The sequence below is a fragment of the Ralstonia sp. 25C genome (assembly GCF_051904805.1).
GTDB lineage: Bacteria > Pseudomonadota > Gammaproteobacteria > Burkholderiales > Burkholderiaceae > Ralstonia.
On sequence record NZ_CP196738.1, the window covers coordinates 838,547 to 852,252 of the forward strand.

Here is a 13,706-nt window from a genome sequence, read left to right on the forward strand (position 1 = left end):
GATTCCTTGAATTCGAGTTCTATTGTTGGATGCTCGCCTCGATCGCCTGCCGCACATCCTGCGGCACCGCAATCGCGCGATGCGTATTCAGATCGGTAAACACCAGCACCTGCTGCGAGCGCACGCGCTGTTCTTCGCCGGCCCAGCAATCCAGGCCGAGCGTCATGGATGCATTGCCGAGCCGTTCCACCTTGAGCTTGAACTGCACGTCGTCGCCCATGCGGCTGATAGCGCTGAACTCGCAGTGCAGCTTCACGATAGGCAGGCCGATGCGGCGCGGGCCCAGCATCTGCGCATACGAAATGCCTAGGCCATCGGTAAACCAGTCTTCGACCAAGCCGTTGAACAGCACGAGGTACTGCGGAAAGTAGACGATGCCGGCCGGGTCGCAATGTCCGAAGCGGATGCGCGCGGCGCGCTCGAAGTGGTAGCTCATGATTTGGCAGTGTCACGCAGGCGATAGCGCAGCAGCTTACCGACTTCACTGCGCGGCAGGCTCGCGCAGAACTCGATCGCACGCGGGTACTTGTACGGCGCCACGGTCTGCTTCACGAAATCCTGCAGCGTCTTGACCATCTCCGGGCTGGGTTCGTGGCCGGGGTGCAGCACCACGAAGGCTTTGACGATCTGGCCACGTTCCTCGTCCGGCGCGCCGATCACCCCGCACTCGGCCACGGCTGGATGCTGCATCAGCGCGTCTTCCACCTCGGGCGCCGCAATGTTGTAGCCCGACGAGATGATCATGTCGTCGGTGCGCGAGTGGTAGTGGAAGTAACCTTCCTCGTCCATCACGTAGGCGTCGCCCGTGAGGTTCCAGCCGTTCTTGACATAGGCGCGCTGGCGGTCATCGGCCAGGTAGCGGCAGCCGGTCGGTCCTTGTACTGCCAGGCGACCCACCGTGCCCGGCGGCACAGGGTTGCCCGCGTCGTCCACCACGCGCGCGACATAACCGGGCACCGCCTTGCCGGTGGCGCCCGGGCGCACCTCGGCATCGGCGGCGGAGATGAAGATATGCAGCATCTCGGTCGCGCCGATACCGTCGATCAGCTCGATGCCGGTCGCGTTCTTCCATAGCGTGCGCGTCGCCACGGGCAGCGCTTCCCCCGCGGATACGCAGCGCCGGAGCGGCGTAGCGCGCAGCTCATCCCCACGTGCGGCGATGTTGCGGTACGTGGTGGGCGCGGTGAACAACACCGTCGCACCAAAGTTGCGAATGCCATCCACCAGATCGTTCGGCGATGCCTTCTCCAGCAGCACCGTCGATGCGCCCACGCTCATCGGAAACAGCAACAAGCCACCCAGCCCGAACGTGAACGCCATCGGTGGGCTACCGATGAAGATGTCGTCCGCACGGGCTTTCAGCACATGCGGCGGCCAGCACGCGCAGATCGCCAGGATGTCGCGATGGAAATGCATCGTCGCCTTCGGCACACCAGTCGTACCCGAGGTGAAGGCAAGCAGGCAGGTGTCATCCGCAGCCGTATCGACGTTGGTGAAGGTGGCCGGCTGGCGAGCCATGGCGGCCTCCAACCCTTCCGGCGTGTCATCGTGGAAGCTCTGCACCTGCACCGGCTTGGCCGCTTGCGCAACCGCATCGTTCAGCTCGCCGATCAGTCGCGCATCGCACAGCGCAAAGCCGATCTCGCCCTTGCCGAGAATCTGCCCCAGCTCCTTGGCGCGCAGCAGTGGCATCGTCGCCACGGCAATCGCGCCGACCTTCATCACTGCAAACCAGCACGCCGCCAGCATCGGGCTGTTGGGCGAGCGCAGCAGCACGCGGTTTCCAGGCACCACACCCATCTCGTTCACCAGCACGTTGGCGATGCGGTTGGCGTGCTCCTGCAAGTCGGCATACGTCCAGCGGATGCCGGGGGCCTGGATGCAGAGGCGGCCACCCTCGCCTGCTGCCACGCGGCGGTCGAGCAGCTCGGTGGCGCAGTTCAACTGGGCCGGAAACTGCAGCGAAGGCAGGTCGAAGCGATACACCGGTTGCAGCTCCGCCGGCGGCAGCCGGTCGCGGGCGAAGGTGTCGATATGGGCGCTGGGCATGGCGAGCTCTCCGTCTCTCTGGAACGTATCAGTGCGCTGCGGGCTTGGCCGCGCGCAGGAGTTCGCGCGCGATGATGAGTTGCTGCACTTCGGTCGCACCTTCGTAGATGCGCAGCGCGCGGATCTCGCGGTACAGCCGCTCGACCGGCTGTTCACTCACCACGCCCAGGCCGCCCCACATCTGCACAGCGGCGTCGATCACCTGCTGCGCGTTTTCGGTGGCGGTCATCTTGGCCATGGCGGCTTCGCGCGTGACGTTGCGGCCCTGGTCGCGCTGCCAGGCGGCGCGGTAGGTCAGCAACGCGGCACTGTCGATGGCCGTGGCCATCTGCGCGAGCTTGGCCTGCGTGAGTTGGAAGTCGGCCAGCACGCCGTTGAACATCTTGCGGGTGGTGGCGCGCGTCAGTGCTTCGTCGAGTGCGCGACGTGCAAAGCCAAGCGCTGCAGCGGCCACCGACGTGCGGAACACATCCAGCGTGCGCATGGCCACCTTGAAGCCCTCGCCTGCTGCACCTACGCGTTGGCTGGCCGGGATGCGGCAATTGGTAAAGCGCAGGCGCGCGAGCGGGTGCGGCGCAATCACGTCGATGCGCTCTGCAATCTCAAAGCCCGGCGTACCGGCCTCGACGATGAACGCGCTGATGCCACGCGAACCCGGCGCTTCCCCCGTGCGTGCAAACACGACATAGAAGTCCGCGATGCCGCCGTTTGAAATCCACGTCTTCTCGCCGTCCAGCACGTAGTCGGTGCCGTCTTCGCGCGCGGCACAGGCCATGGCAGCCACGTCGGAACCGGCATCGGGTTCGGACAGTGCGAAGGCAGAGATCGCCTCGCCGCGCGCCACCTTCGTCAGATAGCGCTCGCGTTGCTCCGGCGTGCCGTGCAGCGAGATGGCGCCCGAGCCCAGCCCTTGCATCGCAAAAGCAAAGTCGGCCAGGCCGGAATGGCGGGCCAGCGTTTCGCGGATCAGGCAGATGGCGCGCGTGTCGATCGTTTCGCCCGCGCCGCCGTGCGCCGTGCCGCCGACCGCGTGGCGCAGCCAGCCGCCCTGACCGAGCAGCTTCACCAGCGCGCGGCATTCGGCATCCACATCGGGGCCGTGATCGTGCGGGATGTGCTTGGTCGCCCAGGCGTCCAGCTCGGCTTCGAGCTGGCGGTGCTTGTCGTCAAAGAAGGGCCACTGCAGATAGTCCTTGTCGCTCATGTCAGTTGCCCTCGAATACTGGTTTCTGCTTGGCGACGAACGCGTGGTACGCGCGCGAAAAGTCTTCGGTCAGCATGCAGATGGCCTGCGCCTGGGCCTCGGCTTCAATCGCCTGCTCGATCGTCATCGTCCATTCCTGGTGCAGCATCGTCTTGGTGATGCCGTTGGCGAAGGTCGGGCCGGCGGCCAGGTCGGCGGCCAGCGCTTGCGCTTGCGTGAGCACCTCAGCGGGGTCGCACAGGCGGTTGAAGAAGCCCCAGCGCTCGCCCTCTTCGCCGTTCATCGAGCGGCCGGTGTAGAGCAACTCGCTGGCGCGGCCCTGGCCGATGATGCGCGGCAGGATCGCGCACGCGCCCATGTCGCAACCGGCCAGGCCGACGCGGTTGAAGAGGAAAGCCGTTTTGCTGCGCGCAGTGCCCAGGCGCAGGTCGGAGGCCATCGCCAGGATGGCGCCTGCACCCGCACATACACCGTCGATTGCAGCGACGATCGGTTGCGGACACGCCCGCATCGTCTTCACCAGCTCGCCCGTCATGCGCGTGAACATCAGTAGCTCGGGCGCCTTCAACTGCACCAGCGGGCCGATGATCTCGTGCACGTCGCCGCCGGAGCAGAAGTTGTCGCCCGCACCCACCAGCACGACGGCCTTCACGTCGTCCGCCCACTTGAGCTGGTGGAACAGGTCGCGCAGCTCGGCATACGAATCAAACGTGAGCGGGTTCTTGCGCTCGGGCCGGTTGAGCGTGATGGTGGCGACGCCGCCTTGCACGCTCCACAGGAAGTGCTTCGCTTGATAGCCCGCCAGCGGGCGACGGTTGCCGGCCAGCAAGGCCGGATCGATGCGGTCGGTCATGGTTTGGTCGAGTTCGGTTGAAGTTGATCGTCGCGGGCGTTCAGCTCGCTCAGTTCTATTTCGCGCTGTGCGAGGTGCACGCGCAGGTGGCCGAGCTGCGCATAGAGCGCGTCTTTGTTGGTCATGCCCAGGCCGTCGAACATCTCGATCAGCCAGCGTTCATGTTCGGCTGCCATTTCGGCGAAGTGGCTTCGGCCCGCGTCTGTCAGCAGCACGCGAAAGGACCGGCGATCATCCGGATCGGCCTCGCGTTTGACAAGCCCTTCCTTCTCCAGCTGATCCGTCAGGCCGGTGACGTTGCCGCCGGTCACCATCAGATAGCGCGACAGCACGTTCATGCGCAGCCCATCGGGATGGCGGTCAAGCTGCGCCAGATAGTCGAAGCGCGGCAGCGTGGTGTTGAAGCGCGTGCGCAGGCGCTGGCGGATCTGCTGTTCGATCTGCGTGCTGCACGCCAACAGGCGCAGCCAGATCTTCACGTCCACGTGGTCGTCCACATGCGCGCGGGCTTCCAGGCCGATGTGCTCGTCGCCCAGCGCCTGCGCCACGGCGTGATAGCCGGACGTGCGCGTGGCGAGTGCAGTCTTGCGCGGCTTGCTCACATGACCTCCCCGCCGGACACGGAGATGGCCTGCCCGGTAATCGACGATGCGCCATCCGAGCACAGCCACACCACGGCGTTGGCCACTTCATCAGGCGTCACCAGCCGGCCTTGCGGGTTGCCCTTGGTCAGCTCGGCGCGCGCTTCTTCTGCGCTGCGGCCAGTGCGGGCGACGATGCGGTCGATGCTCTCGCGCACGATGTCGGTTTCGGTATAGCCGGGGCACACTGCGTTGACGGTGACGCCGCGTGCCGCCAACTCCAGCGCCAGCGACCGCGTGAGGCCGATCACCCCATGCTTGGCCGCCACATACGCCGACACATACGCATAGCCGCGCTGCCCCGCCGTGCTGGCAATGTTGACGATGCGGCCACGGCCCGACGCCTGCACATCCGCCAGCGCCGCCTGCGTGCACAGGAACGTGCCCGTCAGGTTGACGGCCAGCATGCGCTGCCACTGATCGAGCGTGGTCTTGGCAAACGATGCGCTCTCCGCCTGCCCAGCGTTGTTGACGAGGATGGAGATGGCACCGAGGCCAGCGCGTGCCGACTCAAACGCAGCAGACACACTCGCCGCATCCGTCACGTCGCACGTGACGACCTGCGCGCGGGCGCTGTCGGGCAGCGTCTTGGCCGTCGCCTCCAGCACGGCAGCGTTTCGACCCATCAGCGTGAGCGTGGCGCCTTGTGCGGCGAGTTGTGCGGCAATGGCGGCGCCAATGCCCCGGCCTGCGCCCGTCACAACCGCGTGGTGTCCTGCAAGCATCGTCACCTCAAACCCCTTGCATACGGTTGGCTTGTTCGAGCGGAGACAGCCCCGCCGCCTGCGCCGCCATCGCACGTTCCCGTTCGAGATTGCGTTCGAGCTGCAGCTTGCCCGCGCGGTACTGCTTGGGCCACGGCATATCGAGGTAGCCGATGCGCGCGGCTTCGTTCAGCGTCCAGGCCGGGTTGGCCAGGTGCGGACGGGCCACGGCGCACAGGTCCGCACGGCCGGCGGCGATGATGCTGTTGACGTGGTCCGCCTCGGAAATCGCGCCCACGGCAATCGTGGCGATGCCCGCTTCGTTGCGCACGCGGTCGGCAAACGGCGTCTGGAACATGCGACCGAACACCGGCTGCTCTTTCTTGCTGACCTGGCCCGACGAGCAGTCGATCATGTCCGCGCCCGCTGCCTTGAAGACGCGCGCAATTTCCACCGCATCGTCCGGCGTGATGCCGCCCTCCACCCAGTCGTGCGCGGAAATGCGCACCGACATTGGTTTGGTGCTCGGCCACACCTCGCGCACCGCATGGAAGACTTCCAGCGGAAAGCGCAGGCGGTTTTCCAGCGAGCCGCCGTACTCATCATTGCGCTGGTTCGTCAGCGGCGAGATGAACGACGACAGCAGATACCCGTGCGCGCAGTGCAGCTCCAGCCAATCGAAGCCGGCTTCCGCCGCCAGGCGCGCCGAGTGGACGAAATCATCACGCACGCGGTCCATGTCGTCACGCGTCATGGCGTGCGACCACTGGCTCACGCCATCCAGATACTGCTGGGGGGATGCGGAGATGAGCGGCCAGTTCTGCCCTTCGTCCAGCGGCAGATCGATGCCCTCCCACGCCACACGCGTCGAGCCTTTGGCGCCTGCGTGGCCGAGCTGGATACCCAGCTTCGCATCGCTGTTGCCGTGCACGAACTGGACGATGCGCGCCCAGCCGTCGCGCTGGTCGGTGTTCCACAAACCCGGGCAGCCCGGGGTGATACGCGCATCGGGCGACACGCAGGTCATCTCGGCCATCACCAGCCCGGCGCCACCCATGGCGCGCGCGCCCAGGTGCACGAGGTGGTAGTCCGCCGGCTGGCCATCTTCACACGAGTACTGCGCCATGGGCGACACCACCACGCGGTTCTTGAGCGTCACGCCGCGCACGGTAAAGGGCGTGAACATCGGCGGCACCGGGCCGTGCTCGGGCGAGCGGGGGGCACCGGCCTGCTCGGCAATCCAGTCTTCGAATTGTTCGAGATAGCGCTTGTCGCGCTGGCGCAGGTTTTCGTGGCTGATGCGCTGGCTGCGCGTGAGCAGCGAATACGCAAACTGCTCGGTCGGCAGGTTGGCGTAGCGGTCGACGTTTTCAAACCACTCGGTCGAGTTGCGCGCCGCGTTCTGGATGCGCAGCACTTCCACGCTGCGCACGGCTTCGTAATGTTCAAGCGCGCCTTTCAGGTCGCCCGGGTGCTGGCCAATGCTGCGCGCGAGTTCAATCGAATCCTCCAGCGCCAGCTTGGTGCCCGAGCCGATCGAGAAGTGCGCCGTATGCGCGGCGTCGCCCATCAGTACCACCGGCGTGCCGTTTGCGTTGGTATGTACCCAGTGCCGGCACACCACGCGCGGAAAGCGAATCCACTGCGCCGAGCCCCGCAGGTGCGTGGCGTTGGAGATCAGCTGATGACCATCGAGGTATTTGGCGAACAGGCGCTCGCAGTAGGCAATGGCGTCTTCCTTCTCCATCGTCTCCAGCCCGGCCTTGCGCCACACCTCTTCCGGCGCCTCGACGATGAAGGTGGAAGTCTCGTCATCAAAGCGGTACGCATGCGCCTGAAACCAGCCGTGCTCAGTCTGTTCAAACGCAAACGTGAACGCCTCGAACAGCTTGTGCGTGCCGAGCCAGACAAAGCGGCAGCGGCGCGTGTCGATATCGGGTTGATACGTGGCGGCGTACTTCGTGCGGATGCGGCTGTTCAGGCCGTCGCTGGCGATGATGAGGTCGGCGTCGGCATAGGCCGCGTCATCCTGCACATCGGTTTCAAAGACAAGCTTGACGCCCGCTTCCTCGCAGCGCGCCTGCAGGATGTTCAGCAGGCGCTTGCGCCCGATGCCGCAGAAGCCGTGGCCGCCCGAGCGCACCACCTGGCCGCGGATGTGGACTTCAATGTCGTCCCAATGGTTGAAGGCGTCGAGGATCTGCGCGGCACTCTTGGCATCCGCCCGCTGCAGGTTGCCCAGCGTCTGGTCTGAGAAGACCACGCCCCAGCCGAAGGTGTCATACGGCCGGTTGCGCTCCACCACGGTGATGTCGTGTGACGGGTCCTGCAACTTCATCAGCAGGGCAAAGTACAGGCCAGCCGGCCCACCACCAATACAGACGATCTTCATGACAACAGCTCCGCGTTCGATGCGGTATTACCTTAGTCATGAATAGTTTAGTTGTAAAGCAATTTGCACGGATGGCCGCCCTGGGTTTACACCAAACGGCGCGGCGCCGGGCGCACACCGAAAGGTGAGTCCCCGCTCACGCCAACCGCTGCCGGAAGAACGCCAGAATGGCGTCGCGGGCCGCCCGCGTGGGCTGCCCAGCGGCGTCGATCAGGTGGGCGGTCACCACGCTGTGCGGGCAAGGCACATGCTGGGCAAAGAACGGCGGTGGATTCGGGTGCGCAGCGCTGTCGGGCAGCACGTGCGCCACAAAGCGATCGCCCAGCGCCTCGGCATAGGCGGCAAAGCGCTCGGCGCGACAGAATCGGTCGCCCTCAAACCGGTAGGCCAGCACGCTCAGGTCTTCGCGCTCCAGTCGCTGGCGCACGGCAGCCACCTCGTCCGGCGCGATCTCGATGCCGCCGGGCTCGTTCAGCGGCAAGGACGGCTGGCACAGCACCGGCGCCAACATGGCCGGCTCCAGCATCATCGTCAGCGCAAAATTGCCGGTAAAGCACATGCCGATGGCCCCCACGCCGGGGCCGCCACATTCCGCATGGGCCAGCCGCGCCAGCGCGCGCAGCCATTGCGTGACGGGGCTCGACTGATTGGCCGCAAACGCGCGGAACTCCGCACTCACGCACGCGTGGCGGAAGACCTCTGCACCCGCGTCCGCCTCGGGCACCGCACCATCGCGCCCGAATAACGACGGCATGTAGACCGTCAGCCCCGCATCGCGCACCCAGCGCGCAAACCGCGCCACGTGCGGGCTGATGCCGGGCATCTCGGCCATGACGATCACGCCTGGGCCGGTGCCCGCCATGTAGACGGTTTTGGTGGTGCCATCCAGGGTGATCTGGCGGCGTGCGAAGTCTTCCAGGCGATCATCTTCCTGTGGGTTTTGGCGTGTCATGCGCGGGCTCCGTTGGGGCGCTCAGGGCTGGGCAACTAGGTGTTGAAGATGCGCATAACCGGCGGCCCTGGCGAAATCGGGCAGCGCCCACAGCGCGCCGTTCACGCCCCAGGTGCCATCAGCCACGTCGTGCAACATCACAGAGGTCACCACGCGCCGGCCATCGGCCGCAGGCAGCGTCTGCGCAAACGCCTCATGCATCTGCTGTACAAACAGCGCCCGCGCAGCCGCATCCAGCACACCCGCCGGCACATGGGCGATGGCCACACACGGCACGATGTGCGCTGACATATCGGCACCGCCGCACCACCATGCGCCTGCGGGCACCTCTTCAATCAGCACCCAGGTGGTGGCACGGCAGCGCGGGTCATCGGCAATCTGCTCGGCCTGCGCGGCGGCATGGGTCATGCGGCGTGCGAGCGCCGTGCGTGCGTCGCCATCAAACGTGTTGGCGGGAATCTTGACGAGGATGTTGGGCATGCGGGCAACCGTGGGTGCAGTGGACATGCCTGCATTGAACGCCTGGAGCCGCTAGACTGGCAGTGTCGATTTCGACATCTTTCGGGCAACTTTGGTCATGGCGGATTTCACCATCCTCGTACTCTCAGGCGCGTATGCCACCAGCGTGGCGGCCACGTTGGACGTCTTGCAGGCTGCAGCGGCGCTCGCCCCCCGCGTCAAGGCGGCCCGCCCGACATGGCGTGTACTGTCCGCCGACGCGCCCAGCGTGCAGTTGAGCAGCGGCATGCAGGTGGAAGCCGCCGCGCTGCCAAAGCGCCCACGCCCCGACGGCAGCACTTGGATCGTGCCCGGCCTGGGCCTGGATCATGCCAGCGTGATTGCCACGCGCCTGGCGCAAGACGACGCCCAGCGGGCCGCGCGCGCCCTGGCCGCCCAGGTGGCAGCGGGTGGGCAGGTGGCGGCATCGTGCTCGGCGGTGTTCTTGCTGCGGGCAGCGGGGTTGCTGCCGGGGCGCTGCGTCACAACGTCGTGGTGGCTGGCCGCCACGCTGCGGCAACTGGAACCCGCCTGCACGGTCGATGCCGACCGCATGGTGTGTGCAGACGGCCCGATCAGCACCGCCGGCGCCGCCTTCGCGCAAACGGACTTGATGCTGCACCTGCTGCGCACGCGCTTTGGCGTGGCGCTGGCCGATGCGGTGGGGCGTGTGCTGCTGATCGACGGCCGCCACGCGCAAGCGCCGTTTGTGGTGCCCGCCATGCTGGCCAACGGCAACGCACTCGTCGCCCGGCTGGTGGCGCGCATTGAAGCCGCCCTGCCCGACCCGCCCAGCGTGCAGGCACTGGCCGACGAATTTGCCATGTCGCAACGCACGCTGTCACGGCACGTGCGCGAGGCCACCGGCAGAAGCACCCTCGCCCTGGTGCAGAGCGTGCGCCTGAACCGCGCCCGCATGCTGATCGAGTCCAGCCGCATGACCATCGACAGCGTGGCCGAAGCCGTCGGTTATGAAGACGCCACCGCGCTGCGGCGCCTGATGCGCAGGGTGTCCGGCACCAACCCCAGCCAGTATCGGGTCGCATGCTAGCGTTACAGGCCGTTACACAAGAACCCGCCCCGTCTTAATTGTGGTTTAAGACTTGGCCCCTACCTTGGTCACGTCGCACTTACCCTCAGAGGAAACAGCGCCATGTCCCCGCAAGAACTGCAAGCCCTGGAAGCCTTCCTGGCCCAACTGACGCAAGCGCGTGCCGGGGCAAAAGACCCGCAGGCCGAAGCCCGCATTCTGGAAGCGGCCGCCCGCCAACCCGACGCCGCTTACCTGCTCGTGCAGCGCGCCATGCTGCTCGACCACGCGCTGGCATCGGCCCAGGCACAAATCAACACGCTGCAGAGCCAGTTGCAGGCCGCACAGGCCGGCCGCAGCGCATCGTTCATGGACTCGGCCAACAACTGGGGCAGCCACGCCACCGGCGCCGCGCCCAACCCTACATACGCCCCGCAGCAAGCCGCACCCATGCAGATGCCGCCGCAAGCCCCGTTGGCCCAACCCGCGCGCTCGGGCTTCTTTGGTGGCGGCATGGGCAGCACGCTCGGCAGCATCGCCACCACCGCAGCCGGTGTGGCCGGCGGCGCGCTCCTGTTCCAGGGCATCGAGAACATGTTCCACCACAACAGCGGCGGTGGCGGTTTCTTCGGCCAGCAACCGTTGATGGGCGGCACCACCGAAACGGTCATCAACAACTACTACGACGGCGACAGCGGCAATACCAACACGGCATCGCGGGATGACAGCCTTGGGCTCATCGACGATAGCGACTTGGGCGGTGCGGATTATTCGGATGATGATTCGACGCTGATCTAGTCATTCCAGGTCTGATTCGTCAGACGCACAAGCCTCCACGCTCGGTTACGTATCGATGGCCGGCCGCTCACGCGCCATCATCGATTGCAGCGCCTGCTGCAACTGATCGAGCGTGTAAGGCTTGCGGAGCGCCGTCCACTTGAACGCAAAACCGTCGTGGTCGGGGATCGGGTTTCCGGAAGCGAAGACCACCCGCAGTGCCGGATGCAGGGCGAACGCGCGCTGCGCGAGCTCCATGCCGGACATGTCGGGCATGACCACGTCCGTGAACAGCACGTCAACAGACCCGGCCCGCAAGGCTTCGAGCGCCTGCGTGCCGCTGGCCGCCTGTTGAGGCGTGATCCCGATCAGCATCAGCAGCTCGCACACCGCGCCGCGCAATGACGCGTCGTCCTCCACCACGAGGATGCGCAAGCGCGCCGGCTCCCACACCGCACCCGTGTTGAGATCGAACGGCGTCTGTTCCGCCGCGGGCGCCTCGGCCGCCTCGGCCCCGGTCGCTTCCACCGCATCGCTTCCGAGCACCTGGCGAATCTTGGATGCGAGCTGCTGGCGGCTGTACGGCTTGCTCAGCAACTCGACACCCGGATCAAGCCGGCCGCCGTGCACGATGGCGTTCTGCGTGTAGCCGGAGGTGTACAGCACCTTCAACGCGGGCAGCGTCTGAACCGCCCTGCGCACCATCTCCGTACTGCGCAGGGCACCGGGCATGACCACGTCGGTGAACAGCAGGTCGATATGCACGCCGCTCTCGACCACGGCCAGCGCCTGCTCTGCATTGTTGGCCTTGAGCACGGCATAGCCGAGGCCGCTCAGCAGATCGACCACGGTTTCGCGGACCTTGGCATCGTCTTCCACGACCAGGATCGTCTCGTCACCCTGCTTGAGCCCGCTGGCTTTGGCGCGTGCGGGCTCGACCGCCGTGCCAGTGGAGCGCGGCAGATAGACCCGCACCGTCGTGCCCTCCCCGACCTCGCTGTACAGTCGGATATGGCCGCCGCTCTGCTTGACAAAGCCATAGGCCATGCTGAGCCCCAGCCCCGTACCCTCACCCTCGGGCTTCGTGCTGAAGAACGGATCGAAGGCCCGCTCCATGACTTCGGGGGCCATGCCGGTGCCCGTATCCGTCACGGCCAGCATGACGTACTGCCCAGCCGACACATCGGGAAACGACACCACATAGTCGTCGTCGAGCGTGGCATTGGACAGTTCCAGCGTGAGCTTGCCGCCGTCCGGCATCGCATCCCGCGCGTTGATCGCCAGATTCAGGATGACGTTTTCCAGCTGATGCGGATCGACCGCGATATTCCACAGTCCGCCCCCGACCGCCGATTCGATCTCGATCGCCTCGCCCAGCGCGCGCCGCAGCAGATCGTCCATGGCGCGCAGGTGCCGCGCAGGGTTGATCACGACGGGCGCGAGCGGTTGCTGACGGCCGAAGGCCAGCAACTGGGCCGCAAGCTTGGCACCCCGGTCGACGGCATCGATGGCGTTACCCAGCCGTTCAGCGCTCCAGCCATCCCGGCCATGCCGGCTTTCGAGCAGTTCGAGATTGCCGCGCAGCACCTGCAGCACGTTGTTGAAATCGTGCGCAACGCCGCCCGTGAGCTTGCCCAGCGCTTCCATCTTCTGGGCCTGCCGCAGCGCTCTTTGCGTTTGCTCCAGTTGCTCGCTTGCGCGCCGCCGTTCCGTAATGTCACGCGTGACCTTGGCGAACCCGACCAGTTCGCCATCCTCGTAGATGGCATCGATGATGACGTGTGCGAAGAAACGGCTCCCGTCGCGCCGCACGCGCCAGCCTTCGGCCTCGAATCGCCCATCGCGCCGGGCGGTCTCCAGGCCCCGGAACGGCACACCAGCCGCAACGTCCTCGGGCGTATAGAAACGCGAAAAATGCGAACCGATGATCTCGGCCTCGGTATAGCCCTTGATGCGCCGCGCCCCGGCATTCCAGCTCGTGATGTGCCCGTCGGTCGACAGCATGAAGATGGCGTAGTCCGTCACGCCCTGAACCAGCAGGCGGAAGTTGCGCTCGCTTTTGAGCACGGCGTCGTGAGCGGCCTTCTTGTCGCTCATATCGCTGACCACGGTGCCGAACCCGATCAAAGCGTTGTTGCTGTCGCGCAGGGCCGTCATGGCGACGTTCGCCCAGAACGGCGTACCGTCCTTGCGCATGCGCCACCCCTCTTCGACATGCCGCCCTGTCTCGGCGGCGGCACGCAGTGCGGCCTCCGGCGCGCCCGACGCTCGGGCCTCCGGCGGATATAACAGGGCGAGCGGCCGGCCGATCATCTCGTCCGGCGGATACCCCTGAATGCGTTCGCCGCCCGGATTCCACGTCATGACGACGCCATCAGGCGACAGTGCAAAGACGGCGTAATCCGAGGTGGATTCGGCCCACAACCGGAGCCACCCTGAGCCAAATTCCGAGGGCGAGGATTCGGAGGAAGAAGAAGCGGCGTCGTTCATGCGTTAGCAGGTAAGCGTGCAGTGCAGCGCCGCAAACGGTGTCGGCCTGGCCAGCAACTAGTGTGCCCGTGACGCCTCCCGCGTGCAGCGGCGCCGTCTTGAATGGCGGACCCGGA

General features: G+C 66.1%; 12 protein-coding genes. 2 read left to right on the top strand and 10 right to left on the bottom strand.

Annotated elements, in window-relative coordinates; translation table 11 throughout:
• Positions 1-19: 19 nt before the first annotated feature.
• From ACS7SF_RS22225 to ACS7SF_RS22265, 9 genes are all read right to left on the bottom strand, one after another.
• On the bottom strand, positions 20-436 hold the full coding sequence (locus ACS7SF_RS22225) for an acyl-CoA thioesterase (protein ID WP_439894285.1): 417 nt from the start codon (positions 434-436) through the stop codon (positions 20-22).
• Complete coding sequence (locus ACS7SF_RS22230; protein WP_439894286.1) at positions 433-2,049, bottom strand: AMP-binding protein; 1,617 nt, start codon at positions 2,047-2,049, stop codon at positions 433-435. The genes ACS7SF_RS22225 and ACS7SF_RS22230 overlap by 4 nt, the downstream gene beginning before the upstream one ends.
• Before the next feature lie 28 nt (positions 2,050-2,077).
• Positions 2,078-3,253, bottom strand: coding sequence for an acyl-CoA dehydrogenase family protein (locus ACS7SF_RS22235; protein WP_439894287.1), 1,176 nt, complete (start codon positions 3,251-3,253; stop codon positions 2,078-2,080).
• A 1-nt stretch (position 3,254) separates the two neighbouring features.
• A complete protein-coding gene (locus tag ACS7SF_RS22240) occupies positions 3,255-4,106 on the bottom strand; it encodes an enoyl-CoA hydratase family protein (protein WP_439894288.1) in 852 nt (283 codons plus the stop codon).
• Complete coding sequence (locus ACS7SF_RS22245) at positions 4,103-4,708, bottom strand: MarR family winged helix-turn-helix transcriptional regulator (RefSeq protein WP_439894289.1); 606 nt, start codon at positions 4,706-4,708, stop codon at positions 4,103-4,105. Before ACS7SF_RS22245 ends, ACS7SF_RS22240 begins: the two co-directional genes overlap by 4 nt.
• Positions 4,705-5,472, bottom strand: coding sequence for an SDR family NAD(P)-dependent oxidoreductase (locus tag ACS7SF_RS22250; protein ID WP_439894290.1), 768 nt, complete (start codon positions 5,470-5,472; stop codon positions 4,705-4,707). The genes ACS7SF_RS22245 and ACS7SF_RS22250 overlap by 4 nt, the downstream gene beginning before the upstream one ends.
• 7 nt (positions 5,473-5,479) lie before the next feature.
• Positions 5,480-7,843: a bifunctional salicylyl-CoA 5-hydroxylase/oxidoreductase gene (locus ACS7SF_RS22255; protein ID WP_439894291.1), complete on the bottom strand. Its 2,364-nt coding sequence runs from the start codon at positions 7,841-7,843 to the stop codon at positions 5,480-5,482.
• Between the two features lie 136 nt (positions 7,844-7,979).
• Positions 7,980-8,795 (bottom strand): dienelactone hydrolase family protein, encoded by an 816-nt coding sequence (locus ACS7SF_RS22260; RefSeq protein WP_439894292.1) that lies wholly within the window; start codon positions 8,793-8,795, stop codon positions 7,980-7,982.
• A gap of 21 nt (positions 8,796-8,816) precedes the next feature.
• Positions 8,817-9,302, bottom strand: a complete 486-nt coding sequence (locus ACS7SF_RS22265) for a tautomerase family protein (protein ID WP_439894293.1) — start codon at positions 9,300-9,302, stop codon at positions 8,817-8,819.
• A 70-nt stretch (positions 9,303-9,372) separates the two neighbouring features.
• On the opposite strand from ACS7SF_RS22265, the gene ACS7SF_RS22270 reads away from it, so the two are divergent.
• Positions 9,373-10,344: a GlxA family transcriptional regulator gene (locus ACS7SF_RS22270; RefSeq protein ID WP_439894294.1), complete on the top strand. Its 972-nt coding sequence runs from the start codon at positions 9,373-9,375 to the stop codon at positions 10,342-10,344.
• 102 nt (positions 10,345-10,446) lie between these two features.
• Positions 10,447-11,121, top strand: coding sequence for a DUF2076 domain-containing protein (locus ACS7SF_RS22275; protein WP_439894295.1), 675 nt, complete (start codon positions 10,447-10,449; stop codon positions 11,119-11,121).
• 45 nt (positions 11,122-11,166) lie between these two features.
• Here ACS7SF_RS22275 and ACS7SF_RS22280 read toward each other — a convergent pair whose 3' ends face one another.
• The gene (locus ACS7SF_RS22280; protein ID WP_439894296.1) at positions 11,167-13,590 is read right to left on the bottom strand and encodes a PAS domain S-box protein; all 2,424 of its coding nucleotides are present in this window, start codon (positions 13,588-13,590) and stop codon (positions 11,167-11,169) included.
• Positions 13,591-13,706: the final 116 nt, after the last annotated feature.